Genomic DNA, 26,773 nt, shown 5'->3' on the forward strand with positions numbered 1-26,773 from the left:
TATCGCCGGGGGGACCCGTGGGTGGCCCGCGGCCCCCCCCGCGGGTGAGGACCCGCGGAACACGTCTCAGACCTTGGCCGCGCGGAGTCTCGTGACCGCTCTGGCGGCGACCGCCTGGGCGGCCGCGGCCTTCGGCGGCCGGAAGGCGAGCTGGCTGAGGACCATGAGGGTGGCGCGCACCCTGGCCAGAACCAGCACCTCCCCGTAGGCCCACTCGCCGTTGACGTTCACGGTGATCCACATGGCCCGGCTCCGGTCGCCGAGGGCGGCCATCCTGATCGGGGTGACCCGCACGACGGAGACGGCCGGGCGCTCACCCCGGTAGGCGAGGCTGAACGACGAGCAGCGGGGCAGCACCCTCAGGACGCGGTCGAGGTCGTGGTCGGCGACGACGGCCGTCGGGTAGCGCCGCAGGTTCTCCACGACCCACGGGCCGAAGGCCCCCTTGGCGGCGAACCCGGCGAAGGCGTAGTCGACGCCACGGTATCGGGGCCTGCTGAACTCCAGTTCGTCGAGTACGGCGGCGCACTCCGGACTGGTGCTGGTGCTGTAGGGCCTGTACTCGGGCTTCCAGGGGGCGTAACCGGCGGGCAGGTCGGCGAGGGTGAGCAGCCCGCGGCCGAGCGCGGGCACGGCCCTGCCCGTGGTGCCGTCGGCCCGTCCGGCCGACGGCACGAGCAGAACGAGCAGAACGAGCAGCAGAGGGACGGCCAGGAGAGTACGGCCAAGCGTCCCGGCACGGGACATGGCGTCACCACCCTTCGGTGGGAAACGGGGAGACGGGTTCCGGCACTGGTGCGTCGCGGTAGCGCCTGAGGTGGTCGCAGCGTCTGACGAACGCGGTCCACGCCAGTCCCTCCAGGTCCTGGGACCGGGTGCGGGCGCCGCGCAGGAACAGTTCGCCGACCTGGCGCAGAAGGCCGTCGTCCGAGTCACGCAGCGTCTCCCCCAGCCGCGCCCTGGCGGCGTGGTCGGCGGGAGCGCCGAATCCGGACACACCGACGGTGAACAGCCCCAGGCAGATCACGCCCGCCTGGGGTGAGTCGGGAAGCGCCGCCGCGCGCGTCGTCACGGGCGGAGGGGGCGCGGGAGAGAGGGTCAGCGGGCCTAGCGGGAGCACGAGGACGAGGACGAGGAGGGGCGCAGCCGTACGGAGGGGCAGGCGCGGGGCGAGCAGCGCGACCAGCGCGAGGACCAGCAGGAACAGCGCCGCCTGGGGGGTGATCATCAGGCGGGCGAGGTCGGCGGCTCCCCACTGCTCGGAGGCGGCCAGGCGGGCGGCGAGGGACCACGTGCCCAGCACGACGGCGAGCATCAGGGCCGCCAGGGGCGCCGTGTACCGCCAGGCACGCGTCCCCGCCCTGGGCGCCCACGCGCGGGCGGCCAGGGCGAGCCAGCCGGTCACCGCCGTGGTCAGCGCCAGGAGCGTCACCGTCATCCAGATCGCGGTGCCCGGCTGGATCTCGGTCGGCTCGGCGACGGCCGTGAAGTCGGGCGCCGTGGGGATCCAGCGGCTCCACCGCACACCCGACCTGGGCGCCAGGACCAGCCCGGCCACCAGTCCCGCCCCCAGCCCGAGGCCGCAGGCCAGCACCTGGAGCCGGGTGAGGACCCGCGCCGCCCCCGCCCGCCAGACGGCCAGGCCGACGATCCCGGAGACGGGCACCGCGGCGACGAGACCGGCCACCCAGTAGGCGACGAGCGGCGGCACGGGCAGCAGCGTCCGCAGGCTCACACCGAGTTCGGTGACGACGACGCCCGCCGCGATCCCGGTGGCGACGGCCTCGACGGCGGAGGGCCGCAGCAGCAGGTCCGGGTCGAGCAGCACCCTCAGCCGCCGTTCGTGGGGCGGGTGCAGGCGCAGCAGGCCGCGGCGTTCCTGCTTTCCGCCGGTCAGCAGGGCGAGCATGCCGCCGGGCCGCAGGTCGCCGCCCCACAGGTCGGCGTCGTGCTCGCGTGCCCTGACCACGGCGGCCCAGGTGCCCGTGACCAGCAGTGCGAGCACGAGGTCGCGCCAGGTGACGGCGAGCGCCGGGGTGGGGCCGGTGACCAGCAGCGCCGAGAGCCCGACCGGCGCGATCGTCACCAGCGCCAGGCTCACGACGGCGAAGACGGCCAGGTAGGTACGGTCGACGTCCCGGTTGCGCAGGTGACCGAGCTCGTGGGCGAGCGTCGCGGTGACCCGCTCGGTGTCCGTCACGGCGCACAGGGGGGTGTCGGAGGAGAGCATGACGCGGTGCCGGTTCCTGCGGCCGTAGACGAACATCCACAGCGGCCCGCTCTGTTCGCTGAGCATCAGCGTCGGCGTCCGGTCGAGTCCCGCCCGCTCGACGGTCTCCCGTATGGCCCGGGGCCAGGGGTCGAGCGGACGGGCGCCGTGCCGGTGGGTGATCACGGTGGGCGCCGCCAGGTAGGCCGACACGGTCAGGACCGCGACCAGCGCGGGACCGGCCAGCGGGACCAGTGCCTGGAGCACCAGGATCCGGGTCGAGCAGTCGAGGAACTCCTCGATCCCGGGCAGCGCGCCGCAGGCCCGGTTGCGTTCGCTCCAGCCGTCCTGGACGAGCACCAGGAACCAGTAACCGCCGAAGAGCGCCCCCGCCGCGACGGTGAGGAACAGCAGCCGCAGGCGTTCGACGCTCGTCGAGGGCAGGGTGGGGCCGTTCCCCCGCACGGGTCACCCCCCGGACGCGTCGGGTGGGGCGTCGATCCCGAGTTCGCGGTGGAGCGCGCCGACGACCGCGTCGGCCAGGAGCCGGGCCCGGGGCTCGGCCAGGCCCGCCGCGAGGGCGTTGGACAGGACGGCCTCCCCGATCCTGCGGCGTTGCCGGTCGTCGAAGGGCGGTAGCGGCTCCTCGATGAGCCGTTTCCTGCCGCGCCGGGTCACCCGGCCGAAGAGGCCGCGTATCCCGGTGCGGGTCTGGTCGGAGATCTCGTCCTTGGCGGCGTCCAGGAGGGCACCGCCGACGAAGGAGATGACCACGGGTGTCCAGGCGGTGATCTCCACCAGGATTCCGGAGCCCATGAGCCGCTCCCGGGACCGGCCGTCCGTGGGGTTCCTGACGTGGACCGCCCAGAGCCGGGGCAGGAAGGGGAGTTCCTCGGGGCCGAGGTCGGCGATGACCGCCTCGACGATTTCGTAGGGTGTGCGCCGTTGCGACACTGACGCTCCCGATGCCAAGGGAGAATGAGGCGTATCAGAAGGTACTCCTCCCGCCGGAGAATCGCCCCACCCGCCATGGCCTTTCTGCCGGATAAGCCATACCAAAACTGAATATTAACCTTTAAGGAAGATATATCCCTTAAGGGCGATATTTCGTTGCATAGCGGGATGAACGCCTGGTCAGGGGACGGTGACCACCACCTTGCCCCGCGCGTTCCCCTCCTGGACATAACGGATGGCCTCGGCCACCCGCTCCAGCGGATACGTACGGTCGACGACGGGGGTGACCTTTCCCGCCTCGATGAGTTCTTTCATGAGAAGAAGGTCGGCGCGGTCGTCGGTGTGCACCCGCACCCGCAGGCTCTGCCCGACGAACGGCGACAGCGCGAAGGCCCTGAACCAGCGGTCGGTCCCCCAGAACCAGGGGCCGCCGGTCCCTCCGACGATCACGAGGGTCCCGCGCGGCTTCAGCGCGCGACGGCACTCGGCCAGGGACGGGCTCCCCTGCACGTCGAGGATGAGGTCGTAGCGCTCCCCCCGGTCGGCGAACCTCTCCCTGGTGTGGTCGACGACGTCCTCGGCCCCCAGGGAACGCACGAGGTCGGCCTTGGCCGGGCCGCAGACACCGGTGACGGTGGCGCCGTACGAGCGGGCGATCTGCACGGCGAACGTGCCGACGCCGCCGGAGGCGCCGTTGACCAGGACCCGCTGCCCCGGGCCGATCCGCCCGTCGCGCAGCCCCTGCAGGGCGGTGAACGACGAGATGGGTACGGCGGCGGCCTGCTCCAGGGAGAGATTGACCGGTTTCGGCAGGAGTTGTCCCTCGGGGACGGCGACGTACTCGGCGAAGGAGCCGGCACACCAGCCGAAGACCTCGTCACCCGGCTCGAACTCCGTGACGTTCGCGCCGACCTCCTCGACCCGTCCGGCGACCTCAAGCCCGGCGACGGGGTTCCTTGGCCTGCGCAGCCCGGTCACGAACCGGGCGACGTACGGCATGCCCCGCATGAGGTGCCAGTCGTCTCCCCCGATGGGGGCCGCGTGGACCCTGACCAGCACCTCCCCGTCCCGGGGGACCGGCCTGGGGATCTCCTTGAGCCGTAACACCTCGTCGGGCGGGCCGTACCGCTCGTGGGTGATCGCGCGCATGACCGTCTCTCCTCACTGACTGGGGGTCGCGAGGAGCGGGGTCACTCCTCGGTTTCGGGGTACTGGAAGACGTCGTCGAGCGGGACGCCGAAGACCCGGGCGATGCGGAAGGCCATCTCCAGGGACGGCGAGTAGCGGCCCTGCTCGATGGCGATGACGGTCTGACGGGTCACACCGACGCGTTCGGCGAGTTCCGCCTGTGTCATCTCACCCTGGGCGAATCTGAGGGACCGGATCGTGTTCGTGATCCTGGTCGGCTTCACCACGTCTGGAAACCCCTGCGGTAGGCGATGATCTTGGCCGCCGATCCGAGGACCGACGACAGGACGAACGCCAGATAGATCACGTTGGCGATCCAGAAGTGGTCCAGCCTGGCCATGGCCATGCCGAGCGCCGCCACGCCACCCGCGACGACGAACGACCGGCCGACGTACTCGCCGAACCGGTAGATCTCCCGGTCGCGCTGGTCCTTCCTGTCGGCGTCCCCGGGTGAGGCTATCGCGAGCGCCACATCGAGCACGATCGTCGCCACGATCGCCGAGCCGACGGTCCACAGCAGCACCGGAACGTACGGCACGGCGGCCAGGGCGCCCTCTCCCACCCGTCCGAGGACGACCAACACGTAGGTCACGTAGGACACGACCGTGACCACCAGCATGACCCAGGCGCGCTTCTCTTCCGCCGACATGCCTTCAATGTAAAGCAAACAAAACATCATGTCTACTTTTCTTTACATCGCCGATCGTGGCCAGGATGTACGGAGGCGGGGCACTCTGTCAGTGACAGCACGATCGAACATCCGGGGGCCGACCTTGCGCGTGGAACACGACGGGGAGAACGACGTCGCCTACGTCCACCTGGCCGAGGAGATCGCCCCGGGCGCGGCGAGAACCCGGATCGTGGTCGAGGACCCGGCGCTGCGGGGTGAGGTGATCCTCGACCTCGACGAACACGGCCGCCTGCTGGGCGTCGAGGTCGCCGGCGCCTCCGCCGCGCTGTTCCCCGAGACCCTGGCCGAGTCCGAGCAGGAGGGCACGCCGTACGAGGGGTGACGCGGCGGTCGCCGTGAAGAAGATGTGCCCGTTTCAGTAAGTAGGGGTGTGAACCCACGAAGAACACCCCTGACGGCCATCGACGCCACCGGTAGAAGATGATCACAACCCCATCGCGAGAGGCCGAGGACGCCCATGCGATCGAGGAGTCCCTCCACGTCCCCGAACGGTTCGCCGTCCTCTACGACCGTTATTTTCCGGACATCCACCGCTACGTCGCGGGCAGGCTGGGCACCCAGACCGCCGACGACCTGACGGCGGAGGTCTTCCTCGCGGCCTTCCGCGGCCGCGAGGGCTTCGACCCCGCCCGGGGAACGGTCCGCGGCTGGCTGTACGGCATCGCCACCAACCTCCTCGCCCGCCACCGTGGCCAGGAGGCACACCACCTGAGCGTCCTGCGCCGGATGTCGGCCGACGACGGGATCGACGCCGGACACGAGGAACTGGTGGCCGGACGGCTCACCGCCGCGGGCGTGCGGGGGCCGCTCGCGGAGGCCCTGGAGGCGATGCCGGAGGCCGACCGTGACGCGCTGTTGCTCCTCGCGCTGGCCGAGCTCAGCTACGAGGAGATCGCGCACGCCCTCGGCGTCCCCACGGGAACCGTCGGATCGCGGCTCAACCGCGTCCGCAGAAAACTGCGAGCCGCCCTCGGCGGCGTCAACCCCTTGATCGGAGCATCGGATGGATGACCTCGCCCAGATCCGCGCGCTGATGTCGGTGCGGCCGCCCACGCCGGAGGTGGTCGCCGAAGGCAGGGCACGACTCACCGCCGCCTTCCAGGAGCCCCTCCGGGAAACCGTTTCCCGGGAACCCGTTCTCCCCGAGCCCACCGTCGGCCGGATCCGCAGGGCCATCCGGGCGGCCAGGTGGACCGCCCTCGGCGCGGGCCTGCTCGGCGTCGCGGCCACCACGGCCGTCGTGCTCTCGCAGGGGGCCCCGGATCCCGCGCCCACGCGCTCCGTGGCGACGCTGTCCGCCAAGGACGTCTTCCTGGCCGCCGCGAACTCGACCGTCAAGATGCCCACGACCGGGAAGTACTGGGTGCGCAAGGCCGTCAACGGCCGCCGGCTCGACTCTCCCGACAAGCGCTACCGCCTTGTGAAGACCACCGCGGTCGAGTCCTGGGTCCCGCGGGCACCGGGTGGACGCGCGTGGACGATCACGCAGGAGCAGGGAATCGTCCCGGCGACGCCCGAGGACGAGAAGGCCTGGCGGGCCGCGGGCTCCCCGCGGAGCTGGACCTACCCCGATCGGAAGATCACGCTCCACGCCGAACCGGGTGAACGCCAGGCCGTGTGGAACGACACCGGTAAGCCGATGACCCTGCTCGACACCCCCATGACCCCGCAGGCGTTGAAGGCGCTGCCGACGACCCCCGAGGGGATGCGGACCTACCTGGAGAAGGTCGTCGCCGACGGGTACGGCGCCGAGCCGGTCAACATGAACGCCAACGTCTTCCAGTACGGCACCCAGCTCGTCATGGACTTCCCCGTCTCCGCCGAGGTGCGGGCCGCGGTCTACCGCATGTGCGCCGTGTTGCCCGGTGTGAAGTCCCTCGGCACGGTCACCGATCCGCTCGGCCGTACCGGTCAGGCGGTCGGTTTCCAGGAGGGGGCCGCCGCGCGGACCCGGTTCGTGCTGGACACCGCCACGGGACGACCACTCGCGTCCGAGTCGGCCAACTCCTACCGTGGCGAGCTGATCGAGTCCTACGCGGCGGTCAGCTCCCTCACCTGGACCGACGAGGAGCCCGACCTCCCCACCAAGCAGAGCCCTCAGGACCGCCCGGCCGACTGACCCGCGTACGGCCCGCTCCGCCCGGCCACGCCTCATCCGGCGTGGCCGGGTGGACCCTTCCCACCTACTTCACAAAGCGGACAAGGGGCCTAATATCGGTCTGGACGCACGAACGAGTGGGGCTGGACCCACTGTGATCGCTCGCCCCGCACGGTGCACAGTTGAGGCACCGAACAAAAGCGAGGAAAGACATGAAACGCCTGGCATCGTGGCTGACATGTGCGGGGACGGGCTTCGTACGGTCATGTGTCGTGGTGGCCGTCAGCCTGTTGGTCCCGGCCGTGTGGGCGGTCGCCGTGGCACTGTGGATCCGGGTGTGGCACGGAGACCCGTGGTCGGGGATCGTCCCGCTCCTGTGGGCCTGCGTCGGCACCCTCGCCCTGGTCCGCCCGGTCTGCCGGATGGTCCGCTCCCTCGTCGCGAGGTGGACGGGAACCGTCATCCCCGCCGGGTACCGGCAGCCGGGACCGGTGACGCAGCTGTCCACCGGATACTGGTGGAACGGCCACTCCTACGAGCGCAGCGATCGCGACGCCCTCATGGACCAGAAGTGGCGGCTCCGCTGGAAGGACCCGGCGAACTGGCGTGACCTGCGGTTCGTGGCCATCATGCCGTTCACCGCGGGAGTGTCCGCGGTCATCCCACCGGCCGGGATCGCGGGAGCGATCGTCGGACTCTCCCAGCCGTCACCCGTCATGCGCCTCCTCGGCGTGTTCGGCGGCGCCGTGGCCGTCTTCCGCTCCCCGGACGCCTGGCGGGTCGTCGAGCCGGTGGCCGTCCGCTTCCTGCGCCCGTCGTCCGCGATGACGCTGGCGGAACGGGTCGACGAACTGACCGCCCAGCGCGCGGACACCACGGTCGCGCAGGCCGCCGAGATCCGCCGGATCGAGCGGGACCTGCACGACGGGGCGCAGGCACGCCTGGTCGCGCTCGGGATGTCGCTGGCGACCGTGGAGAAACTGATGAGGACCGACCCCGACCAGGCCGCCGAACTGCTGCGGGGAGCACGGGCGGGCGCCGCCACCTCCCTGGCCGAGCTGCGCGACCTGGTCAGGGGCATCAACCCGCCGGTGCTGAGCGAGCGGGGCCTCCTCGACGCCGTCCGCGCCCTCGCCCTGGACAGCCCCCTCGAAACGACCGTCAGCGCCGACGCCCGGCTGAGCCTGGACCTGCCGATCGAGTCCGCTCTCTACTTCGGGATCGCCGAACTGCTGACCAACGCGGCCAAGCACGCCCACGCGAGCCTGGCGCGCGTCTCCATCGTCCGGGACGAGACCGGCGTCGTCGTCGACGTCGAGGACGACGGCCGGGGCGGGGCCGACATGCGGACCGGCGGCGGACTCGACGGGCTGCGCCGCCGTCTCGCCGTCTTCGACGGCACCCTGGCGGTCACCAGCCCGGCAGGCGGTCCGACCCACGTGAGGATGATGGTGCCATGCGCGTCGTTGTAGCCGAAGACCTCTATCTCCTGCGTGACGGGATGATCCGCCTCCTCCAGGCGTACGGGCACGAGGTCGTGGCGACGGCCACCACCGGCCCCGAGACGCTCGACGCGCTGCTGAAGTGGCGGCCGGACGTCTCCGTGGTCGACGTCCGGATGCCGCCGACCCAGTCGGACGAGGGCCTGAAGGCCGCGCTCGCCGCCCGCCGCGAGGTGCCCGGCCTGCCGGTCCTGATCCTCTCCCAGCACGTCGAACAGCTCTACGCCCGGGAACTCCTGGCCGACGGCGCCGGAGGGGTCGGCTACCTCCTCAAGGAGAGCGTGTTCGACGCCGACCAGTTCGTCGACGCCATGGAACGCGTCGCCGGAGGCGGGACCGCCATGGACCCGGCCGTCATCGCCAGGCTGCTCTCCAGCGGCTCCACGAACAGGCGGCTCGAAGGCCTCACCGAACGCGAGCACTCCGTACTCGCCCTGATGGCCGAAGGACTGTCCAACCAGGCCATCCGCCGGCGGCTCTTCCTCAGCGAGAGCGCCATCAGCAAGTACACGACCTCGATGTTCGACAAACTCGGCATCACCGACGACCACCACAACCGTCGCGTCCTGGCCGTCCTCACCTATCTCAACAAAGCCTGATATTTCCGTCGCCGGGCGCCGTGGGCGCAGGTACGATCTTCACCCACGAAGATCACGGACTGGACGGGGATGACGAGGAGAAGACCCAACGGTCTCACCGCTCTGCCGGTGGCCGTCCTGCTGCTCACCGGATGCGCGGACCAGGGCGCCGAGAGGGCGGCCGAAGCCCCCAGGAGGCCCCTGGACGTCTCCGTCCTGCGTATCTCCGAGGCGGACTACGACCCCGCCCTCTCACCGGAGGCCCTGGCCGGACAGGAACCCGTCGTCGTGGCCGGGGTGGTGGACGGCTGGCAGCGGGGACCCGCCCTGGAGAGCTACGAGGACGGCCCCCTCGACCACCGCGTGGTGCTGAGGATCAGGGCCACCGACGTCCTCAAGGGCACGGTCCCCGGCGGAGTGGTCTTCGTGGAGCTTGACCAGGGGGCGGTCGTCCGGGACGACTCCCTGCCCGCCGAGAAGTGGAAGCCCGCGAAGTCGGTGGCCGACTTCGCCACGGCGATCCCCGCCGGGACGAAGGCCATGGCGTTCCTCGCCGAGAGGCCGCCCCACGAGCAGCGGGTCCTCGACGCGGGCGAGCCGCTTCCCGCGCAGGCGCACCTGATGAGCGCGCCACCGCAGGGCCTGGTCTTCGAGGACCCGTTCCTGGCCGCCCGGCAGCCCGACCGCCCCGCGCTCGTCGGCGGCAAGGAGCCCCTCGACGCCGCGGGCCGTACGCCATGGCTGGAACCGAGAAACATGACCGAACTGATCGACCGCCTGAAGGACAAGGGCTTCTCCGGATAGCCCTTCGGAGGGCGCGCCGCCGTACCTTGAAAGCATGATCGAACGGGCTGGGGTCGCGGTTGTCGGTGTCGGTAACAACGTGTCCGCGTTTCTGCAGGGGATGGCGCTGTACCGGGCCACGGGGGAGTTGGTCGGGGTCCGGCGGCCGGTGCTCGGGGGGATGGGCGTCGGTGACATCGACTTCGTGGCGGCGTTCGCCATGTCCCCGGGGAAGGTCGGGAAGGACCTCGCCGAGGCGATCTTCGCACCGCCCAACAACTTCCCCCGGATCGTCGACGACCTGCCGCCGTCGGGCGTCACGGTACGGCGTGGCCTCACGGCCGACGACGCAGGTGCCGACGCCGCCGAGGTGGAGCGGGTGGCCGGGGAACTCGCCGGGGCCGAGGTGGTGCTCTACGCGGCCCCCAGCGGAAGGCAGCGAACGGCGGAGGCCTACGCCGAAGCGGCGCTGCGGGCGGGCGCGGCGTTCGTCAACATCACCTCGGACACGGTGGCCCGTGATCCGCGGTGGCTTGACCGGTTCACCGAGGCCGGGCTTCCCCTGCTGGGGGACGACCTGACCAGCCAGTTCGGCACGTCCATCGTGCACCACGCCCTGTTGCGGCTGCTGGAGGAGCGAGGGCTCACCCTGGTCAGCTCCTACCAGGTCAACCTGGGCGGCACCGAGGACTTCCGCAACCTGGCGGAGAACGACAACACCAAGATGGAGTCCAAGCTCAACGCCCTGGGCACGGCCGGGCGGGTTGAGCTGGCCCCGCTCGGATACCTGCCGCACCTGGAGTCGCACAAGGTGGCGCACATCAACATCGAGGCGCAGGCGTGGGGCGGGGCCCCGGTCAGCCTGGACCTGAAGCTGAAGGTGCACGACCCCAGCGGCGGCGCCGGGGTGATCGTCGATCTGGTCCGCATCGCGGCACACGCGCTCCGACGGCGGCGCGGCGGCTGTCCGCCCGAGACGGCGTCACTGCTCAAGTCCCCGCCCACCGTCTAGGCCTTCCCACCGCCTTGCCAGGGCGGTCAGCGGGCATGAAAAAAGGGGCGTTCGCCCCTTTCCACTCTCAACGTATAGCGCATGGGGGGACTTGCCACAAGGCCCCGGGTATGCCGCAGAATCGTCGGCCGAGGCCAGGATCTGCGAAAACGGGGGACGCGGAATGCGTGTGGTGTTGTCGACGTACGGCTCGCGAGGGGACGTCGAACCACTGGTGGCGCTGGCGGTGCGGCTGCGGGAACACGGCGTGGAGGTGCGGGTGTGCGCGCCGCCGGACGAGGACTTCGCCCGGCGGCTGGCCGGGGTCGGTGTCCCGCTGGTTCCGGTCGGGCCGTCGGCCCGTGCGCTGACGACGGCGGCTCCGCCGTCCGCGGGAGACCTGCCCCGGCGTGCGGCCGAGGTGATCGTCGGCCAGTTCGAGGCGCTCGTCCCGGCGGCCGAGGGGTGCGACGCGCTGGTGGCGACCGGCATGATGCCCGCCGCCGCGGGCGCGCTCTCGGTGGCCGAACGGCTGGGCGTCCCCTCGGTCTCCGTGACCTTCCAGCAGCTCACCCTGCCGTCGCCGTACCACGCGCCGCTGGCCTACCCGGGCAGGCCGTTCCCGCCCGAGGTGACCGACAGACGGACGCTGTGGGACCTGGACGCCCGCAATATCAACGAACTGTTCGGTGAGGCGCTCAACGTCAACCGGACGGCGGCCGGGCTGCCGCCGGTCGACGACGTCCGTGGCTACGTCGTCGGCGAGCGGCCGTGGCTGGCCACGGACCCGGTCCTGGACCCGTGGCGGGAGACGCCGGAACTCGACGTCGTGCAGACCGGCGCGTGGACGCTGCCCGACGAACGGCCGCTCCCGGCCGAGCTGACGGCCTTCCTCGACGCCGGGGAGCCCCCGGTCTACGTGGGCTTCGGCAGCATGCCCATGCGGTCCGTGAAGGCCGAGGCGGTCGTCGAGGCGGTCCGGGCACGGGGCCGTCGTGTGGTCCTCGCCCGTGGCTGGGCCGACCTGGCCCCGATCGGCGGCCGGGACGACTGTTTCGTCGTCGGCGAGGTCAACCACCAGGCGCTGTTCGCCCGGGTGGCCGCCGTCGTGCACCACGGCGGCGCGGGCACCACGACGACGGCCACCCGGGCGGGCGCGCCCCAGGTGGTCGTGCCCCAGGCCGCCGACCAGCCGTACTGGGCGGGCAGGGTGGCCGAACTGGGTGTCGGCGTGGCGCACGACGGCCCGGCCCCGACGGCCGAGTCCCTGTCGGCCGCGCTCGGGACCATACTGAGCCCCGAGACCCGGGCGCGGGCGACCGCCGTGGCCGACACGGTCCGCGCCGACGGTACGGCGGTGGCCGCGCGGCTGCTGCTCGACATGATCGGCGGGAAGAGGCCGTGAACCGCTCAGAACCGCCGAACAAGATCGGAACCGATGTGAAGACCGTCAGCGCGTTCGACCTTCCCGAAGGCCTTGCCGCCAAGGCCGTACCGGCGCTGATCGCCCGTGACGAGCGGCACTTCGCGGCCATCGCGGAGAGTCTCGAACAGTCGATCGCCGAACTGTCCGACCGGCTCGACGCCGAACTCAAGGCTCCCGGCGGCGCGGGACGGCAGGCGATGGACCGGGACATGCAGGTCCACCGGCTGACCGCCCGCCTGCGCACCCTGCGCCGTTTCGGCCTGGACCTGTGCCTCGGGCACATGGTCGGTACGGACGACCCCGAACCCGTCTACATCGGGCGGCTCGGTCTCACCGACAGTGAGGGCCGCAGACTGCTGCTCGACTGGCGTTCCCCGGCGGCGGAGCCGTTCTTCGGCGCCACCCACGCCAACCCGATGGGGCTGGCCAGCCGCAGGAGATACCGCTGGACCCGGGGCCGGATCAACGACTACTGGGACGAGGTGTTCACCCAGGACGGGTTCGAGGGGCACGCCGCGCTCGACGACCAGTCCGCCTTCATCGCCAGCCTGGGGACCAACCGGTCGGCCAGGATGCGGGACGTGCTGGGCACCATCCAGGCCGACCAGGACGCCATCATCCGCGCCGGGTCCCGTGGTGCCCTCGTCGTGGACGGCGGCCCCGGCACCGGCAAGACCGTCGTCGCCCTGCACCGTTCGGCCTACCTCCTCTACTCCGACCCGCGTCTCGGGCACAACCGGGGCGGCGTGCTGTTCGTCGGCCCGCACCAGCCGTACCTCGCCTACGTCGCCGACGTCCTGCCCAGCCTCGGCGAGGAGGGCGTACGGCTGTGCACCCTGCGTGACCTCGTCCCCGAGGGGGGCTCCGCGGCGGTCGAGGCCGATCCCGAGGTGGCCCGGCTGAAGGCGTCCGCCGACCTGGTGGGGGCGATCGACAAGGCCGTCAGGTTCTACGAGAACCCGCCGACCGAGGGGATGACGGTCACGACGCACTGGTCGGACATCTGGCTGGGCGCCGACGACTGGGCCGAGGCGTTCGCCGTACCGGACCCCGGCACCCCGCACAACGAGGCGCGCGGTCAGATCTGGGAGGAGCTGCTCACGATCCTGGTGGACAAGCACGGCGACGAGGAGGCCCCCGCCCATCTGCTGCGCAGGTCGTTGACGGGCAACCGGGAGCTGGTCACGGCCTTCAACCGCGCGTGGCCGCTGCTTGAGGCGACCGACCTCGTCGGGGACCTCTGGACGGTGCCGGCCTACCTGCGGCTGTGCGCCCCCTGGCTCGACCGCGACGAGATCCGCAGGCTCCAGCGGGAGAACGCCCAGGCCTGGACGGTCTCCGACCTGCCGCTGCTCGACGCGGCACGTCAGCGGCTCGGCGACCCCGAGGCGGCCCGGCGCAGGCGTCGGCAGAACGCCGCCCTCGCCGCCCAGCGTGAGCGCATGTCGCGGGTCGTGGACAACCTGATCGAGGCCGACCCCGACGGTGAGGGGCTGGTGACGATGCTGCGCGGGGAGGACATGCGCAACTCCCTGGACGACGAGACCGTACTGCCCGGCGCCGAGAAGGACCCGCTGGCCGGGCCGTTCGCGCACATCGTCGTGGACGAGGCCCAGGAGCTGACCGACGCCGAATGGCAGATGCTGCTCTCCCGCTGCCCGTCCCGCAGTTTCACCGTCGTCGGAGACCGCGCCCAGGCCAGGCACGGGTTCACCGAGTCGTGGCAGGAACGCCTCGAACGCGTCGGTCTCGACCAGATCGCCCTGGCCTCCCTCAGCGTCAACTACCGGACGCCTGAGGAGGTCATGGCCGAGGCCGAACCGGTCATCCGGGCCGCGCTTCCCGACGCCAACGTGCCGACCTCCATCCGCAGTGTCGGCGTCCCCGTCCTGCACGGCCCCGTATCCGACCTGGACACGATTCTCGGCACCTGGCTCGCCGAGCACGCCGAGGGGGTCGCCTGCGTCATCGGCCGCCCCGCCTTCCGGGAAACCCCCCGCGTCCGCTCCCTCACCCCGGAACTGGCCAAGGGCCTGGAGTTCGACCTGGTCGTCCTCGTCGATCCCGACAGGTACGGCGAAGGCATAGCGGGAGCCGTGGACCGCTACGTCGCCATGACCCGGGCCACCCAACGCCTGGTCATCCTCACGACCCCCTGAGCATCAGCTCCGGACCCGGGAGAGCACCACGTAGCCGCCCGACGAGAAGGCGACGCGGTAGTCGTTCCTGAGCAGGAAGTCGACCCGTGCGGTCTGCTCGTCGAGTGACGGGAACGGGAAGGCGTGCTTTCCGACGTCCGCGACCACCCAGGGGGCCCAGCGTACGGTTCTGTCCCACAACAACGTCCTGGTCCGGCTTGAGAGAGCGGGGGCGACATTGTTCGCGGCTTCGACCAGGGCGTTATCGGGAACGACGGCAACGGCTGCGGCAGCCGCCTCCGTCCGGGTCGTCGAGGCGTGGAAACCCACGCCGAAGAACCTTCCAAACGCGAAGAAGGGAATCATCGCGACACTGACCAGAAGGACCAGTGAAGGCCATCCTCGAACGACGCGGAGAAGCCGTCCGGGGTTCTTCGCGTATGGCTCCGGTGACGTCCGGGATCGTATGCGGGCCGCCATTCTCCGATATCCGTCGACTCCCCCGAAGAACACCACCATCACGATGAAGGCGTTGTAGTGGTATTTCGGCTCCCACCAGTTCGGGAAAGAGCTTGAGAGCATTCGCTCCATCAGCAACGGAATGGCGGCGACGGTGACGGGCGACATGACCGAGGCGAAAAGGAGCGGGGCGAGGAGCAGAACCACGGTCTGGATCTTGACGGGAGGCGTGGCGAGCAGGGAGACGGCGTCGAACGGATGCGTCAAAGCACGCAGCGCGGCCTCTCTGAAATCACGGCCCAGCCCCGAGTAGGCCCAGTAGTAGTCCGCCCGGCCGCCGAAGTGCGGGATGAGGACCTGGGTGCACAGATAGGCCGCCGCCGCGCCGACCAGCACGAAGAGCGCCCCGAGGACGCGGTCCCCCTTCCTGGTGATGAAGAACAGTCCCACACCGGCCACGAGAAGCCCCATGTCCTCCTTGACCTGCAGGATCAGGAAGGCGGCCAGCAGGACGTGCCACCTCCTGCCCGCCTGGTGGCGCTCAAGGAGAACGGCCGTCAGCAGCGGGACGAAGGCGACCTCGTGGAAGTCGAAGGCGACGGCCTCCGCGACGGGCCAGGAGATCGCATAGGCGACGGCGACGCAGTACGCCATGCGCTCGGCGCCGTACTTGGAGACCACAGGCCCGGCGCTGAACGCCCTGAAGGCGTATCTCCAGAGAAACGGTATCGCCGACGCCAGAAGTATCGCCTGAAGAACGAGCAGGGTCTCCGGACCGTCGTGCACCCAGTAGAACGGGGAAAGCAGGGCCAGGATGGGCGACCAGTGGTCCCCCAATATCGAGAACTGGTCGCCGAAGCCGTTGTGGACACCTTTCACCATGGCCACCGGCGGCCCCAGCTGCGAATACGAACGCACCGCCTGATCGAAGATCACCAAGTCGTAGGCGCTCGCCCGGAACCTGGCGAACGATATGAGGGAGTACGCGGAGTAGAACACGGCGGAAAGAACGGTGAGGACAAGGAGGGGTGTCCTGCTCAGCCCCTTCTCCGGGGCCCGGAACGCCGCCGGAGATTTCCTTCTGCTCAGAGTTCCGGCCATGCGTCCTCTCCGTACGGAGGCCTCGGGAAAACAAGAAAGCTGCCGATCTCCCCCTGTGACGGGATTCGACCGGCAGCTTCTTCGGTACATGATCAGCTTACCTACCTTTTGGCAGGATTGCCGAATTTTTGGTGATTTATCGGCCGAAGTCCGGCAGGATCAACGCCCTCGGCGACCTCGGACCCCGTGCGTGTTTTCTCCCTGAAATTGAGACGTCTTGAATCTTTCCGGCATCCGGTACAAATGATCCGACCGATCGGCACTCATCGAGAAGGACCGGTGGCCCAAGGCGTCGGCTGTGGAAACCCTCGGCACGGACACCGACGCGGGCGGCCGAACGACGGCCCGCTCGGGAGTGGGTCTAGCCCCACCCTTCCGTACGGCCACCCTCATACTGGGCCGGTCGGGATCTCCGTAGCGTCGTCACCACAGCGACACGGAGGAGAAGGACCCATGAACGAGATGACGAGCACCGGCGACGCCCGCGCCCAGGAGGCCTTCGCGGCGGCGAGGAAGTACGTCCTGCTCTTCGGTGCCATCAGCGCCGTCGTCCTGGGAACGGTCGCCGTGATGGCCCTCATCGGCGGCGAGACGACCTCGTTCATGTGGGTCCGGGCGGTCGTCATGCTCGCGATCGCCCCGCTGCTCCACCGGATGGTCGTCCGCGCCGCGGAGGGGTCCGCCAAGGCCTTCGACCGGGTACGGACCCTGTCCGTCGTCATGCCGATCGCGATCATCGGCGTCGACCTGATCCCCGGCCTCTGCCCCGCGTGGTACGCCGTGCTCCAGGGCCTGTCGGGGCTCGCCCTCGTCGCCGTCGCCGTCATCACCCGCGGCCCCGCCTTCCCCAGGAAGAAGTGACCGCTCCGCCTGGGGAGCCTCCCGGCCACCCAACTGTCGACGATAGACGGATATGGCCGGATATGGACAGCGGGTCTCGATGCCGATTCAGCGCCGGTGACGGAGGCGGCGGAACGCTCACCACCGGCCCGGGGCCCGGCCTGAGCGCGAACCTCTCCAAGGACATCCGGAGGATCGAGCTCTGCGAGCTGAAGCCGGATGGGGATACTCCTGCGCGGACTGGAAGCCCTGATCCGGCCGGGAGGTTCCAGGCCGGGGCGCCCGTCCTACACGTGCGTACGAGGGGCGGCCGGTACAGACCGGTCTCCCCTCGCATGTGCCGGCAGGGACACCCAAGGCCCTGTATGGAGGCGTTAGTCTGCGGCCATGATCGTCTTCCGTGAGGCCGTGCCCGATGACTTCGCCGGTGTCATGCGTCTCTATCGGCAGTTGCAGCCGAAGGACCCGGTCCTGAGTGACGGGTCCGACGTGGCGACCTTCACGCGGATCCTGGACTCGCCCGGCCTGCATCTGTTCGTACTCGAAGCCGAGGGGGCCGTGGTCGCCACGGCGTATCTGAACGTGATCCCGAATCTCACCCGCTCCGCGTCGCCGTACGCCGTCATCGAGAACGTCGTGGTCGAGGAGAGCCTGCGGGGCACGGGGCTGGGCAAACAGGTCATGGCCGGTACGCTTCGGGTCGCCTGGGACGCGGGCTGTTACAAGGTGATGCTGCTGACCGGGTCGAGCAGGCCCGCCACCCACGCGTTCTACCGGGCGTGCGGTTTCTCCTCCGACGCCAAGACGGCCTACCTCGCCCGCCCCTCGTGAGGCCGTGGACTCACGAGGGGCGTTCACCCGGCCCGGCCGGTAGCGAGGATCATGAGACCAGCGGGGTCGTGAAGGACGTGGCGGGCCTGGGGCGGGGGCCGCTCAGCAGGAGACCTCCGGTGAGGGCGACCATGGCCGCGGTCGCGCCGTGCACGCCGAAGGCGATCGCGGGCGTTCCACCGGAGAACAGCACGAGGAGCATGTCACCGACCGGAGTGAGCGCGATGGCCAGCATGGCCCACCCCAGGACTCGGCGGTTGCCGGTCAGGGTGATCGCGAGGATCACCAGGCCGGAGACCACGTCCCGGATCCCCTTGACCGCGAGGAAGCCGGCTCCTTCGCCCTGCGGCCAGCTCGGCAGGCCGAAGTTGGGCGCCATGGACTGGGGTGCGACGAGGTAGCTCACCCCGATGTAGCCGATGAACAGGGCGCCGACGACGGCGAGGACGGTACCGATCTTCGTGAGCATCAGAGCTCTCCTCCACCGTTGGTGGACGCCTGGCGGTCACGGGTCCAGACCGGGCTGTCGAGGAAGTGGTTGTCGTACAGCTCCTGGGAGGCCAGCAGTTCCTCAAGCGTGGCCTCTCCCCTGCGCAGCCGGTCGAGCAGCCGGAAGTACTCGAAGCGCTGGATGCCCGGGGCGACGACGATGAGGAGGTCGGCGGTGTGGCCGGGAGCGGCGGCGAAGGCGTGCGGCGTCATCGGGGGCACGGCCGCCACGTCGCCCGCCCCCAGCGTCACGATCTCCTCGCCCGCCAGGATGCGGGCCTTGCCGTCCAGGATGTAGAACAGCTCGGTCGAGGTGGCGTGGTGGTGGGGCACGGCGCCGTCCGCGCCCTCGGTGAGGGTCATCCTGAGGGTGCTCAGCGCGCCGCCGGTGTCGCTGGAGTCGAGCAGCAGCCGTCCGGTGGCGGTGGCCGAGACGATGGTCTCGGCGTCGACCTCTCGGACGACGGCGGTTTCCGCGATCAGCGACATGTCATGTTCCCTTCGAGCGCGCAGGAGACGAGCCGTTCCGCGTAGGCCCGGTCGGTCGGTGCGCCGGTGATCATTACTCGGTAGTAGAGGGCTCCCGCGAGCTGGTCGAACAGCGCCTCGGCGTCGAGGTCGGCGCGCAGTTCACCGCGTAGCCGGGCGCGCTCGATCAGGGCGAGCGCGATGGCGTTGCGTCTGGCGTACTGCTCGCGGCCCAACCGGCCGATGTCCTCGTGTCTGGCCGCGGCGCCCACGAGTTCGCCGACGGCTCCCGCGGACGGGCCCCTGTTGCCACCCGCGGCACGCATCCGGTTGAGCCCGGCGGCGATCTTCTCCAGGTAGTCGACGAGGTCGGTCCGGATGTCCCCGGTGTCGGTGATCTCGTCGTCGGCCTGCAGCCGGGCCACCACCGCGACGGCCAGGTGGTCCTTGGTCGGCCAGCGGCGGTACAGCGTGGTCTTGGCCACGCCCGCCTGCTCGGCCACCTCGTCGACGGACAGCCCGGCGTAACCGCGCTCGAAGATCAGCGCGGCGGCGATCCGGAGCACCCGTTCGTCCACCTGCGTGTCACGCGGTCGTCCGCGCGGCGCCATCGCGACCCCCTCATTTACGAAACCCTTGTTGCGAAATAAAAGCTACTCCTCCGCCCTCCAATTACGCAACTCCGGTTTCGTAAACAACGCGGGGACCGGTCAGCGGAACGCGGCGGCGTTGCGCGTCGCCCAGGCGGCGAACGGCGCGGCCGGACGGCCGAGGACGCGCTCCACGTCGGGGCTGACCGCCTGCTCGGCCTCGGTTGGCTCGCCGAGGATGGACAGCGTGCCCTCCACCACCGGGGCGGGCATGAACGCCGACATCTGCGCGTGCGCCTGCTCGCGGGTCTGCTCGACGAACGTCACCGGCTCACCGATCGCCCGCCCGATCGCCTCGGCCCGCTGCCTCGGCGTGGTCGACTCCGGGCCGGTGAGCACGTAGGTCGCGCCGTCGTGCCCGTCACCGGTCAGTACGGCGGCGGCCACCGCCGCGACGTCGTCGGGGTCGACGAACGGCAGGCCGACCTCGGCGAACGGGGCGGCGGCGGTCCGGTGCGCGCGGATCGGCTCGGCCCAGGCGAACGCGTTGGAGGCCATTCCGCCCGAACGCAGCACCGTGAACTCCAGCCCGGAGGCGGCCACGGCCTGCTCGAAACCGGCGGCGTGCGCGTAGGCGCCGCCGGGCCGGGTGCCCACCCCCTGGGAGGACAGCAACACCACCCTGGCCACCCCTGCGGCCTTCGCCCTCGCCAGCACCCCGGCCGGGTCCTCCCCGGCGACCAGCAGGAACAGCGCCTTGGCACCGGCAAGCGCGCCGGAAAGACTGTCGGCGTCTCCCAGGTCCGCGGCCACGGCGCGAACCCCGGCCGGGACGTCGGCCGCCTCGATCCGGCGGGCCACCGCCGTCACCTGCTGCCCGGCCTCGACGAGCTCCCGCACCAGCGCACGGCCGACGTTCCCGGTGGCACCCGTAACAACGATCATGACTCTCCCCGTTCCAGGATGGCGAATCGCTTCGCCGCTTTGTTAGTTAGTTGACTAACTGAAAACAAAGCTAGCGGACCGCCTCCTGCTTGTCCAATCTGAGTTGGGCAACTGACTCACAACGGATCGCGCGGGACCGCCGGGCTCGGAGGCGTGACCGTTCCCGGGGCCGCCGACCGGCGACTCCGTCAGGGGGCGAGACCGGATCGGCGAACAATCGAGGGAAACGCCAGGTGCCTCAGGAAGGACGCTGATGGTCGAGATCCCCGTGGAGAAGCTCAAAGATGTCTTCGACCTGCTCGTGGAACGGATCAGCGCCGGCGGGCAGGTGGTGGAGATCAACGCCGAGGAGTTCTGGTCCGTGCCCCGGGACCAGGCCTACGACGTCTACAACGAGCCGCGAGACCTCACGATCGGCGCGCTGTCCGATTCGTGGGGCTACCTGGACGACATGCTCTCCGATCCCGACCGCGTCGTGGGATACGGGTTCGTCTGGCTCTCCGAGGTCCTCCGCGCCATCGGCGACGAAGCATCCTCCTGAAGGCCGTCCAGCGGCCGACGCCGTCCAGTTCGGCCAGGTCACCCGGGCCCAGGAGCCACCGGGTGTACTCATCGTGACGCCCTCGTCGTGCGCCCAAGGCGGCGCCCGCACCGGCATCGGCATCGGCATCGGCATCGGAGAGAAACTTCCCATGGGGAAGTAGGTACTTTGGAGCGTGTAACCCGTCCGCCGGTGAGAGGTGCGACCAGTGACGACGAAGGCGACCCAGGCCAAGGTGGAGTACGACGCGTTCCTGGCGGCGTGCCCCAGCCGGCAACTGCTCGCCCGGATCTCGGACAAGTGGGTCGTCCTGATCCTGTGCGCGCTGGGCGGCGACGACGGCCCCGGCAGGGCGATGCGTTACTCCGAGCTCGCCCGGCTCCTGGCCGGGGTCAGCCAGAAGATGCTGACCCAGACGCTGCGGTCACTGGAGCGCGACGGCCTGCTCACCCGCACCGTGACGCCGACCGTCCCCGTCACCGTCTCCTACGAGCTGACCGACCTCGGCCGCTCGCTCCACCACATGACGCGCGGGCTCAGAAGCTGGGCGCAGACACACATGGCCGAGGTCCTCGCGAACCGCGACCACTACGACGCCCGCTGAGCTCCGGCCCGGGACCGGTACACCTGGAGCACGGCGCCCACCATGACGACCCCGGCGGCGACCGCCAGGATGTTCCCGGCGAACGCGACGGGGAGGTGTTCCCGGGGCGCGAAGCCGTCGGGACCGAAGGCGGAGATCCCCAGTTTCCAGCCGCTCCACGCGGTCAGGAAGCCCGATCCGGCGAAGGCCACCGCCATCGGGAACCACACGGGCAGCCGCCTGGCCACCCGGGCGGTCAGCACACAGACGCCTCCCGCCGCGGCGAACGCCCACACACCGGAGGTGGCGGCGAGCAACCGGCCGTTCAGACCGAGGTCGGCGCGGAGCCCCACGGTGCCGCCGACCGCCCAGAACGACCACATCACCCCCAAGCCCGCCGCGACGGCAAGTGCCGCCCGTACGGCGTTCGCCCGCCAGGTGGGACGGACCCGGGGGAGGTCGCCGACCCGGCCCAGAAACGCCCAGGGCCACCGTTCCCGCAGATAGATCGGCAGTCCGACGGCCAGGCCCAGCCCCATCCCGGCGAAACCGATGGCCAGGAACGCCATCTCCCATCCGGCCGCCGCAGGCTCGGCGACGCTCACGGCACGTGCCCCCTCCTCGGCGTTCCCGTCGCCGAGCAGAGCGCTCACCACCATGTAGGGCAGCATCGGCACCAGGAAACCCGCGGCCGTCCAGGCGGGGAGCAGCAGCAACGGCGCCGGGATCCGCATTCCCCAGGGCCGGGCCAGTGACAGCCCGAGCGCCACCCCGGCCGCCGCCATCACCACGGTCAACGCGTTGAGCAGCGCCCAGTCGGCCACCTGCGTCTCGGCCTCCCACGAACCGCCGCCGAGCAGCAGCCTCGCCACCCAGATCACCTTGACCAGCAGATACAACGACATCGTCCCGGCCGCGCAGTATCCGGCGCCCTGCCGTACGGCACGCCACCTCGGCCCCACGGACGCCGCCTCTGGAATCGACATGTACTGGAGTATGACGAGACGGGACACTGACCTTTAGGTCGCTCTCAGCCTCCTCTCAGAGGGTCTCAGCCTCCTCTCAGAAACGGCCCGGGACCCTTGGTTCCCGGAAATGTCAGAAACGACGCCAGTCGTAACCGACGGCGGCGTATCCGGTCGGGCAGTCGGCGGTCAGGCCGGTGGTGTCGCCGAAGTCCTTCGCGAAAAGGCTCCAGTACCAGAGACCGTTCGCGCACTTGACGCCGATCTGGTATTTCTCCGGTCCGGTGCCGCCGCACCAGCCGGTGGCGTGGCCGGTTCCGGACTGCTGGTAGTAGGAAATGGCACAGGTACCGTTCCAGTCGGCATTGGCGGCGGGGGCGGCGAGCAGGGCGGCACCGAAGGCCGCCGAGGCGATCCCACCCAGGAGAGCTGCGCGTATGCGTGTCCGCATAGTAACCTCCCTAATACGTCTACGGATGTTTCCGTGGGCGGGTGTGTTTTCCAGGCCTCCCGCCCGCGGCAGTCCTGCCATGCGCCAGAATTCCGGCCAAGGCCTTTGTTTCTGCCTTATCCCGTTTCAGGCCCGACTCTGCGCCTGATTACATCCGGCCACTCGAAGAACCGAAACCCTGCATATATTCGGCATTATGGCCGGAGAGCTCCTGGTCGCTTATCAACCAAAGAAGTATCACGCGCGATTATCGCCACACCAGACGGCAAAACTGCCATTCTCGATGGCAGGGGAGACCGCTCAGGCCGAAGACGTCGGCGATGGCGAAGGCCAGGGGCGGGCCGGGGTCGTACCGCTCGGTCTCGATGACGTTGACGGCCGCCAGGAGACCTGGCACCGGTCTGCCTGACCCCCTCGGCGGGCCGCACGCGGTCCGCGCAGCCGGTTCTTCATGATGCCCCGTCATCGACGACCACGGTGCCGCGACCCTCGGCCGCCGACGGCTCCTGGCCGGCGGCCGTGTGCGGAAAGGGTCTCGCGTCGTTCAGCGGGTGGCTTGGGTGCCGGTCTTCGCCGTCGCGGCGCGTGCCGGGGGCAGGGACCTTTGGAGGAGGGCGCCGACCAGCAGGACGAGGCCTGCGTTGAGGAGCTGCAGCAGGTCGAGGACGGGCCCGGAGATGACGTCGTTCAGGAACAGGTTGATCGTGAGCAGCAGGGCGCCGTGGGCGGCCACACCGATGCCGACGACGCCGAGCAGGCGCCACTTGCCGAGCGGCGGGTCCTGGTGCCTGAGGAAGACGCCGATCATCCAGGCCGAGGCGGGCAGGAACATCACGACCGCGGTGAGCAGCCCCGGGTTGTACGTGCCGGTGGCAAGGGCGGGGACGATGTGGACGAAGCAGTTGACGATGACGATGCTGTAGAACGCGAACCCCATCATCACGTACTTGCCGGCGAGCAGGGCGCAGATCACCGCCACGACCCAGACCAACCCGATGTTGACGAACAGATAGAACTCTGTCGGGATCGGGCATTCCGGATAGGCACCCCGGTTGAGCGTGGTGCACAGAGAGTCGGGGAAGGCGTGGTGGGCGCCGTCGGCGGCGATGCCGTACTCCTCGATGTTGTGGAACAGGTACACGACGACGGCGACCCAGCCCAGCCAGGTCGGGTCCTTCCACCGGGGCAGGGCGCGGCCGCTGCGCAGCGCGTCGGTCGCCAGGAGGGCGACCGTCAGGACGATCGCGGCTCCGAGGCCGATCCAGGCGAATTCAAGATCGAATGTGGAGAACATGCGCGGGGTGCCTTCCAGGGGTTCTCGGTGCGGATCCGCCGCCGGACACGGGTCGCCCATCGGGATCCGGACCACCACACTGTATTTCAACACTTGTTGATGTCAACAGATGTTGATATCGGATAGGGTGCCTGGCATGGGCGAGAAGGACTCCGAGCGTCCCGGGCGGCCGCCCGGCGGCGACGGCCGTAACCGGGACCGCATCCTGGCCGCGGCCAGGCACGAGTTCGCGGCCAAGGGGTTCCGCGGGGCGACCATGCGGTCGATCGCCGCGGCGGCGGGGGTCGACGTCGCGCTGCTGGCCCACTACTTCGGCAACAAGGACGGCCTGTTCGCCGCCACCCTCCAGCTGCCCGGCCAGGCGGTCCAGCAGGTCCGGGAGGCCTTCGACGGGCCCGTCGGAGAGCTCGGCGAGCGCCTGACCCTCGCCTACCTGTCGCTGTGGGAGGACCCCGGCCTGGCCGGGTCCCTGAGCGCCACGGTGACGTCGGCCTTCGCCCACGAAGGCGCCCGCGAGCAGCTGCGCGCGCAGCTCACCGCCGCCCTGCCCGAAGACGTCCTCTCCCTGCTGCCCGGCGACGACCCGGACCTGCGCCTGGCCCTGGCGCTCAACCACCTGTTCGGCATCGCGCTGGGCCGCCACCTGCTCCGGCTCCCGGCCCTGGCCGACCGCGACCTGCCCGTCCTCCTCGCCGCCGTCGCCCCCACCGTCCAGCACTACCTCGCCGGCCCCCTGGACCGCCCCGAGCCCGCCACCACCTGAGCCGAGCAGCCACCGCCCAAGGCCCCGCCCCGCCGCAAACACCCCAGAACATCAAAGGAACATCACGCGCGACCGTCGCCGCACCGGACGGCAGACGGGACCATCCAGGCAAACCCTCCAGGGCTCGGGTCGTTCGGAGCGGAAGGTCCACAAAACAGGTCCTAGGTCCAAGGTCCCGGATCGCGCCGACCGGGCGTCCGATGCCGTGGAACACGGCGAGCGGCATAGTCGTGCCAGACAGCGCAGCGCACGCCAAGAGGGGAGGGGCGATGACCGGACCGGACGGGCCAAGTCCGGGCGCCGCCCACCCCAGCGCCCTCAGAGGGTGTGCCAACAAGTGTCCGCCGGTCCCGGTGCAGCCATGACAGGCCACCGAACCACACACGGACGAAAGGCACACCCATGTCCACGACCCAGTCCCCGCCCCGCAGCCGACGGCCGGGGCGGAGCCTCGCGCTGCTCGCGCTCGGGCATCTGATCATCAGTCTCGACTTCACCATCATCTATGTGGCTCTGCCCGACATCGCGACCGATGTCGGCTTCACACCGCACACCCTGCAATGGGTGATCACCGCGTACGCCGTCCTCTACGGAGGCTTCCTGCTGTTCGGCGGCCGGCTGTCCGACCTGATCGGGCGTCGGCGGATGTTCGTGCTCGGCATGGCGCTGTACGGCGTGGCCTCCGTACTGGGCGGCCTGGCCACGGCCCCGGCGGTACTGCTCACCGCGCGCGCCTTGCAGGGCCTCGCCGGCGCGGTGCTGTTCCCCGCGGTGCTGGCCCTGGTCAACACCACCTTCGCCGAGGGCAGGGAACGCAACCGTGCCCTGACGGTCTGGGCCATGGCGGGCGCAGGCGGGCTCACCGTGGGCGCGCTGGTCGGCGGGGTGCTCACCCAGGCGCTGGGCTGGCAGGCCGTGTTCTACGTCAACGTTCCGCTGGCCGCCGTGGGGGCCGCCGCCGCCTTCGCCCTGCTGCCCTCCGACGGCCGTGTCACCAGAGGAGGCGTCGACGTTCCGGGAACCCTGACCGGTACCGCGGGCGTCACGCTGTTGATCTTCGCGGTGGCGCACGGCTCCGAGGTCGGCTGGGGACGGACCGAGGTGATCGCCGCGGCCGCTCTCGCGGTGGTCCTGCTGGTCGTGTTCCTGCGCGTCCAGGCCCGCGGCCGGACACCGCTGATGCCGCTGCGGCTGTTCCGCAACCGCGCGTTCAGCGGAGGGGTCGTGGTCATCCTCGCCTTCGGGTTGACGATGCAGGCCGTGCCGTACTTCCTGACGCTGTACTTCCAGAACGTCCTTGGCTTCAGCGCCCTGGAGACCGGGCTGGCGTTCCTCGGCCCGACGCTGTCGATCACCGCGGGCAACTTCCTCAGTGAGCGGCTGATCCACCGGTTCGGCACCCGGAACACGCTGGTCGTCGGCATCGTCCTCAACGCCGTGGGCGCCGTGCTCCTGGCCCCCGGCATGCACGTGGGCGGATCCTTCCTCACCGTCCTGGCCGGGGTCGTCGTCATCGGTCTGGGCATGGGCGTCACCTACGAGGCCATGTGGATCGCCGCGGGCACCGGCGTCTCGGCGGACGAACAGGGCCTGGCCTCCGGGGTCGCCTCAACCGCGCTGCAGGTGGGAACCGCCGTGGGCCTGGCGGTGCTTGTGGCCGTCGCCAACCGTGACATCGAAGGGCAGGCTCTGGCCGCCACCTCCGCCGAGGGAATGCGCGTCGCCGTCCACGTCCTGGGCGCCGTCATGCTGACAGCCGTCCTGGCCGCCCTCAGGCTCCCCGGCTCGCGTGCCGGGGGCACCGTTGTCTTGAGTGACTCTCGGCGGTCAGACATGTAGGGCATGTGAGGGTTCGGGGAACACGCCTGACCGGTATCCAAGGGTTGTCAGGCATG

General features: G+C 70.4%; 30 protein-coding genes. 15 read left to right on the forward strand and 15 right to left on the reverse strand.

Annotated elements, in window-relative coordinates; genetic code table 11:
* Positions 1 to 66: 66 nt before the first annotated feature.
* The 6 genes from ABZ470_RS28770 to ABZ470_RS28795 all read right to left on the reverse strand — a co-directional run bounded on the left by ABZ470_RS28770 (position 67) and on the right by ABZ470_RS28795 (position 5,000).
* Positions 67 to 747 (reverse strand): hypothetical protein, encoded by a 681-nt coding sequence (locus ABZ470_RS28770; protein ID WP_362915260.1) that lies wholly within the window; start codon positions 745 to 747, stop codon positions 67 to 69.
* Positions 748 to 751: 4 nt separating this feature from the next.
* The gene (locus ABZ470_RS28775) at positions 752 to 2,674 is read right to left on the reverse strand and encodes a M48 family metalloprotease (RefSeq protein ID WP_362915262.1); all 1,923 of its coding nucleotides are present in this window, start codon (positions 2,672 to 2,674) and stop codon (positions 752 to 754) included.
* A gap of 3 nt (positions 2,675 to 2,677) precedes the next feature.
* Positions 2,678 to 3,163, reverse strand: a complete 486-nt coding sequence (locus tag ABZ470_RS28780; RefSeq protein ID WP_362915264.1) for a hypothetical protein — start codon at positions 3,161 to 3,163, stop codon at positions 2,678 to 2,680.
* 180 nt (positions 3,164 to 3,343) lie between these two features.
* Positions 3,344 to 4,312: an NAD(P)-dependent alcohol dehydrogenase gene (locus tag ABZ470_RS28785; protein WP_352012850.1), complete on the reverse strand. Its 969-nt coding sequence runs from the start codon at positions 4,310 to 4,312 to the stop codon at positions 3,344 to 3,346.
* A 41-nt stretch (positions 4,313 to 4,353) separates the two neighbouring features.
* Positions 4,354 to 4,578 carry a helix-turn-helix transcriptional regulator gene (locus ABZ470_RS28790; protein WP_352012849.1) on the reverse strand — a complete coding sequence of 75 codons (225 nt, stop codon included), beginning with the start codon at positions 4,576 to 4,578 and terminating at the stop codon, positions 4,354 to 4,356.
* Complete coding sequence (locus tag ABZ470_RS28795) at positions 4,572 to 5,000, reverse strand: hypothetical protein (RefSeq protein ID WP_352012848.1); 429 nt, start codon at positions 4,998 to 5,000, stop codon at positions 4,572 to 4,574. The genes ABZ470_RS28790 and ABZ470_RS28795 overlap by 7 nt, the downstream gene beginning before the upstream one ends.
* A gap of 130 nt (positions 5,001 to 5,130) precedes the next feature.
* On the opposite strand from ABZ470_RS28795, the gene ABZ470_RS28800 reads away from it, so the two are divergent.
* The 9 genes from ABZ470_RS28800 (at position 5,131) to helR (ending at position 14,579) form a co-directional block, all read left to right on the forward strand.
* A complete protein-coding gene (locus tag ABZ470_RS28800; protein ID WP_352012973.1) occupies positions 5,131 to 5,364 on the forward strand; it encodes a DUF2283 domain-containing protein in 234 nt (77 codons plus the stop codon).
* Positions 5,365 to 5,462: 98 nt separating this feature from the next.
* A complete protein-coding gene (locus ABZ470_RS28805; RefSeq protein WP_352012847.1) occupies positions 5,463 to 6,053 on the forward strand; it encodes an RNA polymerase sigma factor in 591 nt (196 codons plus the stop codon).
* On the forward strand, positions 6,046 to 7,161 hold the full coding sequence (locus tag ABZ470_RS28810) for a CU044_5270 family protein (RefSeq protein WP_362915267.1): 1,116 nt from the start codon (positions 6,046 to 6,048) through the stop codon (positions 7,159 to 7,161). The genes ABZ470_RS28805 and ABZ470_RS28810 overlap by 8 nt, the downstream gene beginning before the upstream one ends.
* Positions 7,162 to 7,352: 191 nt before the next feature.
* Positions 7,353 to 8,612 carry a histidine kinase gene (locus ABZ470_RS28815; protein WP_362915269.1) on the forward strand — a complete coding sequence of 420 codons (1,260 nt, stop codon included), beginning with the start codon at positions 7,353 to 7,355 and terminating at the stop codon, positions 8,610 to 8,612.
* Positions 8,597 to 9,241, forward strand: a complete 645-nt coding sequence (locus ABZ470_RS28820; RefSeq protein ID WP_352012844.1) for a response regulator transcription factor — start codon at positions 8,597 to 8,599, stop codon at positions 9,239 to 9,241. The genes ABZ470_RS28815 and ABZ470_RS28820 overlap by 16 nt, the downstream gene beginning before the upstream one ends.
* Positions 9,242 to 9,310: 69 nt before the next feature.
* A complete protein-coding gene (locus ABZ470_RS28825; RefSeq protein WP_362915271.1) occupies positions 9,311 to 10,024 on the forward strand; it encodes a hypothetical protein in 714 nt (237 codons plus the stop codon).
* Between the two features lie 34 nt (positions 10,025 to 10,058).
* A complete protein-coding gene (locus tag ABZ470_RS28830) occupies positions 10,059 to 11,015 on the forward strand; it encodes an inositol-3-phosphate synthase (RefSeq protein WP_362915273.1) in 957 nt (318 codons plus the stop codon).
* A gap of 163 nt (positions 11,016 to 11,178) precedes the next feature.
* Positions 11,179 to 12,399: a glycosyltransferase gene (locus ABZ470_RS28835; protein WP_362915275.1), complete on the forward strand. Its 1,221-nt coding sequence runs from the start codon at positions 11,179 to 11,181 to the stop codon at positions 12,397 to 12,399.
* Positions 12,396 to 14,579 (forward strand): RNA polymerase recycling motor ATPase HelR, encoded by a 2,184-nt coding sequence (gene helR / locus ABZ470_RS28840; RefSeq protein WP_362915277.1) that lies wholly within the window; start codon positions 12,396 to 12,398, stop codon positions 14,577 to 14,579. Before ABZ470_RS28835 ends, helR begins: the two co-directional genes overlap by 4 nt.
* Positions 14,580 to 14,582: 3 nt before the next feature.
* On the opposite strand, the gene ABZ470_RS28845 is transcribed toward helR, so the two are convergent.
* A complete protein-coding gene (locus ABZ470_RS28845; RefSeq protein ID WP_362915279.1) occupies positions 14,583 to 16,208 on the reverse strand; it encodes a DUF2079 domain-containing protein in 1,626 nt (541 codons plus the stop codon).
* A 363-nt stretch (positions 16,209 to 16,571) separates the two neighbouring features.
* Between ABZ470_RS28845 and ABZ470_RS28850 the strand changes: the two genes are divergently transcribed.
* Positions 16,572 to 16,979, forward strand: coding sequence for a hypothetical protein (locus ABZ470_RS28850; protein ID WP_362915281.1), 408 nt, complete (start codon positions 16,572 to 16,574; stop codon positions 16,977 to 16,979).
* A gap of 366 nt (positions 16,980 to 17,345) precedes the next feature.
* Positions 17,346 to 17,789, forward strand: a complete 444-nt coding sequence (locus ABZ470_RS28855; protein WP_362915283.1) for a GNAT family N-acetyltransferase — start codon at positions 17,346 to 17,348, stop codon at positions 17,787 to 17,789.
* 49 nt (positions 17,790 to 17,838) lie between these two features.
* Here the strand turns inward: ABZ470_RS28855 and ABZ470_RS28860 are convergent, their stop codons facing one another.
* The 4 genes from ABZ470_RS28860 to ABZ470_RS28875 all read right to left on the reverse strand — a co-directional run bounded on the left by ABZ470_RS28860 (position 17,839) and on the right by ABZ470_RS28875 (position 20,281).
* A complete protein-coding gene (locus tag ABZ470_RS28860; RefSeq protein WP_362915285.1) occupies positions 17,839 to 18,258 on the reverse strand; it encodes a DUF4267 domain-containing protein in 420 nt (139 codons plus the stop codon).
* A complete protein-coding gene (locus ABZ470_RS28865; RefSeq protein ID WP_362915287.1) occupies positions 18,258 to 18,767 on the reverse strand; it encodes a cupin domain-containing protein in 510 nt (169 codons plus the stop codon). The genes ABZ470_RS28860 and ABZ470_RS28865 overlap by 1 nt, the downstream gene beginning before the upstream one ends.
* The gene (locus ABZ470_RS28870; protein ID WP_362915289.1) at positions 18,758 to 19,357 is read right to left on the reverse strand and encodes a TetR/AcrR family transcriptional regulator; all 600 of its coding nucleotides are present in this window, start codon (positions 19,355 to 19,357) and stop codon (positions 18,758 to 18,760) included. The genes ABZ470_RS28865 and ABZ470_RS28870 overlap by 10 nt, the downstream gene beginning before the upstream one ends.
* Positions 19,358 to 19,456: 99 nt before the next feature.
* Positions 19,457 to 20,281 carry an NAD(P)H-binding protein gene (locus ABZ470_RS28875; protein WP_362915291.1) on the reverse strand — a complete coding sequence of 275 codons (825 nt, stop codon included), beginning with the start codon at positions 20,279 to 20,281 and terminating at the stop codon, positions 19,457 to 19,459.
* A 253-nt stretch (positions 20,282 to 20,534) separates the two neighbouring features.
* On the opposite strand from ABZ470_RS28875, the gene ABZ470_RS28880 reads away from it, so the two are divergent.
* The gene (locus ABZ470_RS28880) at positions 20,535 to 20,822 is read left to right on the forward strand and encodes a hypothetical protein (RefSeq protein ID WP_362915293.1); all 288 of its coding nucleotides are present in this window, start codon (positions 20,535 to 20,537) and stop codon (positions 20,820 to 20,822) included.
* 208 nt (positions 20,823 to 21,030) lie between these two features.
* Positions 21,031 to 21,426 (forward strand): helix-turn-helix domain-containing protein, encoded by a 396-nt coding sequence (locus ABZ470_RS28885; protein WP_362915295.1) that lies wholly within the window; start codon positions 21,031 to 21,033, stop codon positions 21,424 to 21,426.
* Here ABZ470_RS28885 and ABZ470_RS28890 read toward each other — a convergent pair.
* From ABZ470_RS28890 to ABZ470_RS28905, 4 genes are all read right to left on the reverse strand, one after another.
* Positions 21,411 to 22,391, reverse strand: coding sequence for a hypothetical protein (locus tag ABZ470_RS28890; protein WP_362915297.1), 981 nt, complete (start codon positions 22,389 to 22,391; stop codon positions 21,411 to 21,413). The genes ABZ470_RS28885 and ABZ470_RS28890 overlap by 16 nt on opposite strands.
* A gap of 112 nt (positions 22,392 to 22,503) precedes the next feature.
* Positions 22,504 to 22,821: a hypothetical protein gene (locus tag ABZ470_RS28895; RefSeq protein ID WP_352012828.1), complete on the reverse strand. Its 318-nt coding sequence runs from the start codon at positions 22,819 to 22,821 to the stop codon at positions 22,504 to 22,506.
* Positions 22,822 to 23,068: 247 nt separating this feature from the next.
* Positions 23,069 to 23,218 carry a hypothetical protein gene (locus ABZ470_RS28900; RefSeq protein WP_362915299.1) on the reverse strand — a complete coding sequence of 50 codons (150 nt, stop codon included), beginning with the start codon at positions 23,216 to 23,218 and terminating at the stop codon, positions 23,069 to 23,071.
* Positions 23,219 to 23,365: 147 nt separating this feature from the next.
* Entirely contained in the window at positions 23,366 to 24,115 is a 750-nt protein-coding gene (locus ABZ470_RS28905) for an HXXEE domain-containing protein (RefSeq protein ID WP_362915301.1), read from the reverse strand.
* Positions 24,116 to 24,251: 136 nt separating this feature from the next.
* On the opposite strand from ABZ470_RS28905, the gene ABZ470_RS28910 reads away from it, so the two are divergent.
* Complete coding sequence (locus tag ABZ470_RS28910) at positions 24,252 to 24,878, forward strand: TetR family transcriptional regulator (RefSeq protein WP_362915303.1); 627 nt, start codon at positions 24,252 to 24,254, stop codon at positions 24,876 to 24,878.
* Positions 24,879 to 25,280: 402 nt separating this feature from the next.
* Positions 25,281 to 26,717, forward strand: a complete 1,437-nt coding sequence (locus ABZ470_RS28915) for an MFS transporter (RefSeq protein ID WP_362915305.1) — start codon at positions 25,281 to 25,283, stop codon at positions 26,715 to 26,717.
* The last annotated feature ends 56 nt before the right edge of the window (positions 26,718 to 26,773 follow it).

Source organism: Streptosporangium sp. NPDC020072 (assembly GCF_040631445.1).
Lineage (GTDB): Bacteria > Actinomycetota > Actinomycetes > Streptosporangiales > Streptosporangiaceae > Streptosporangium.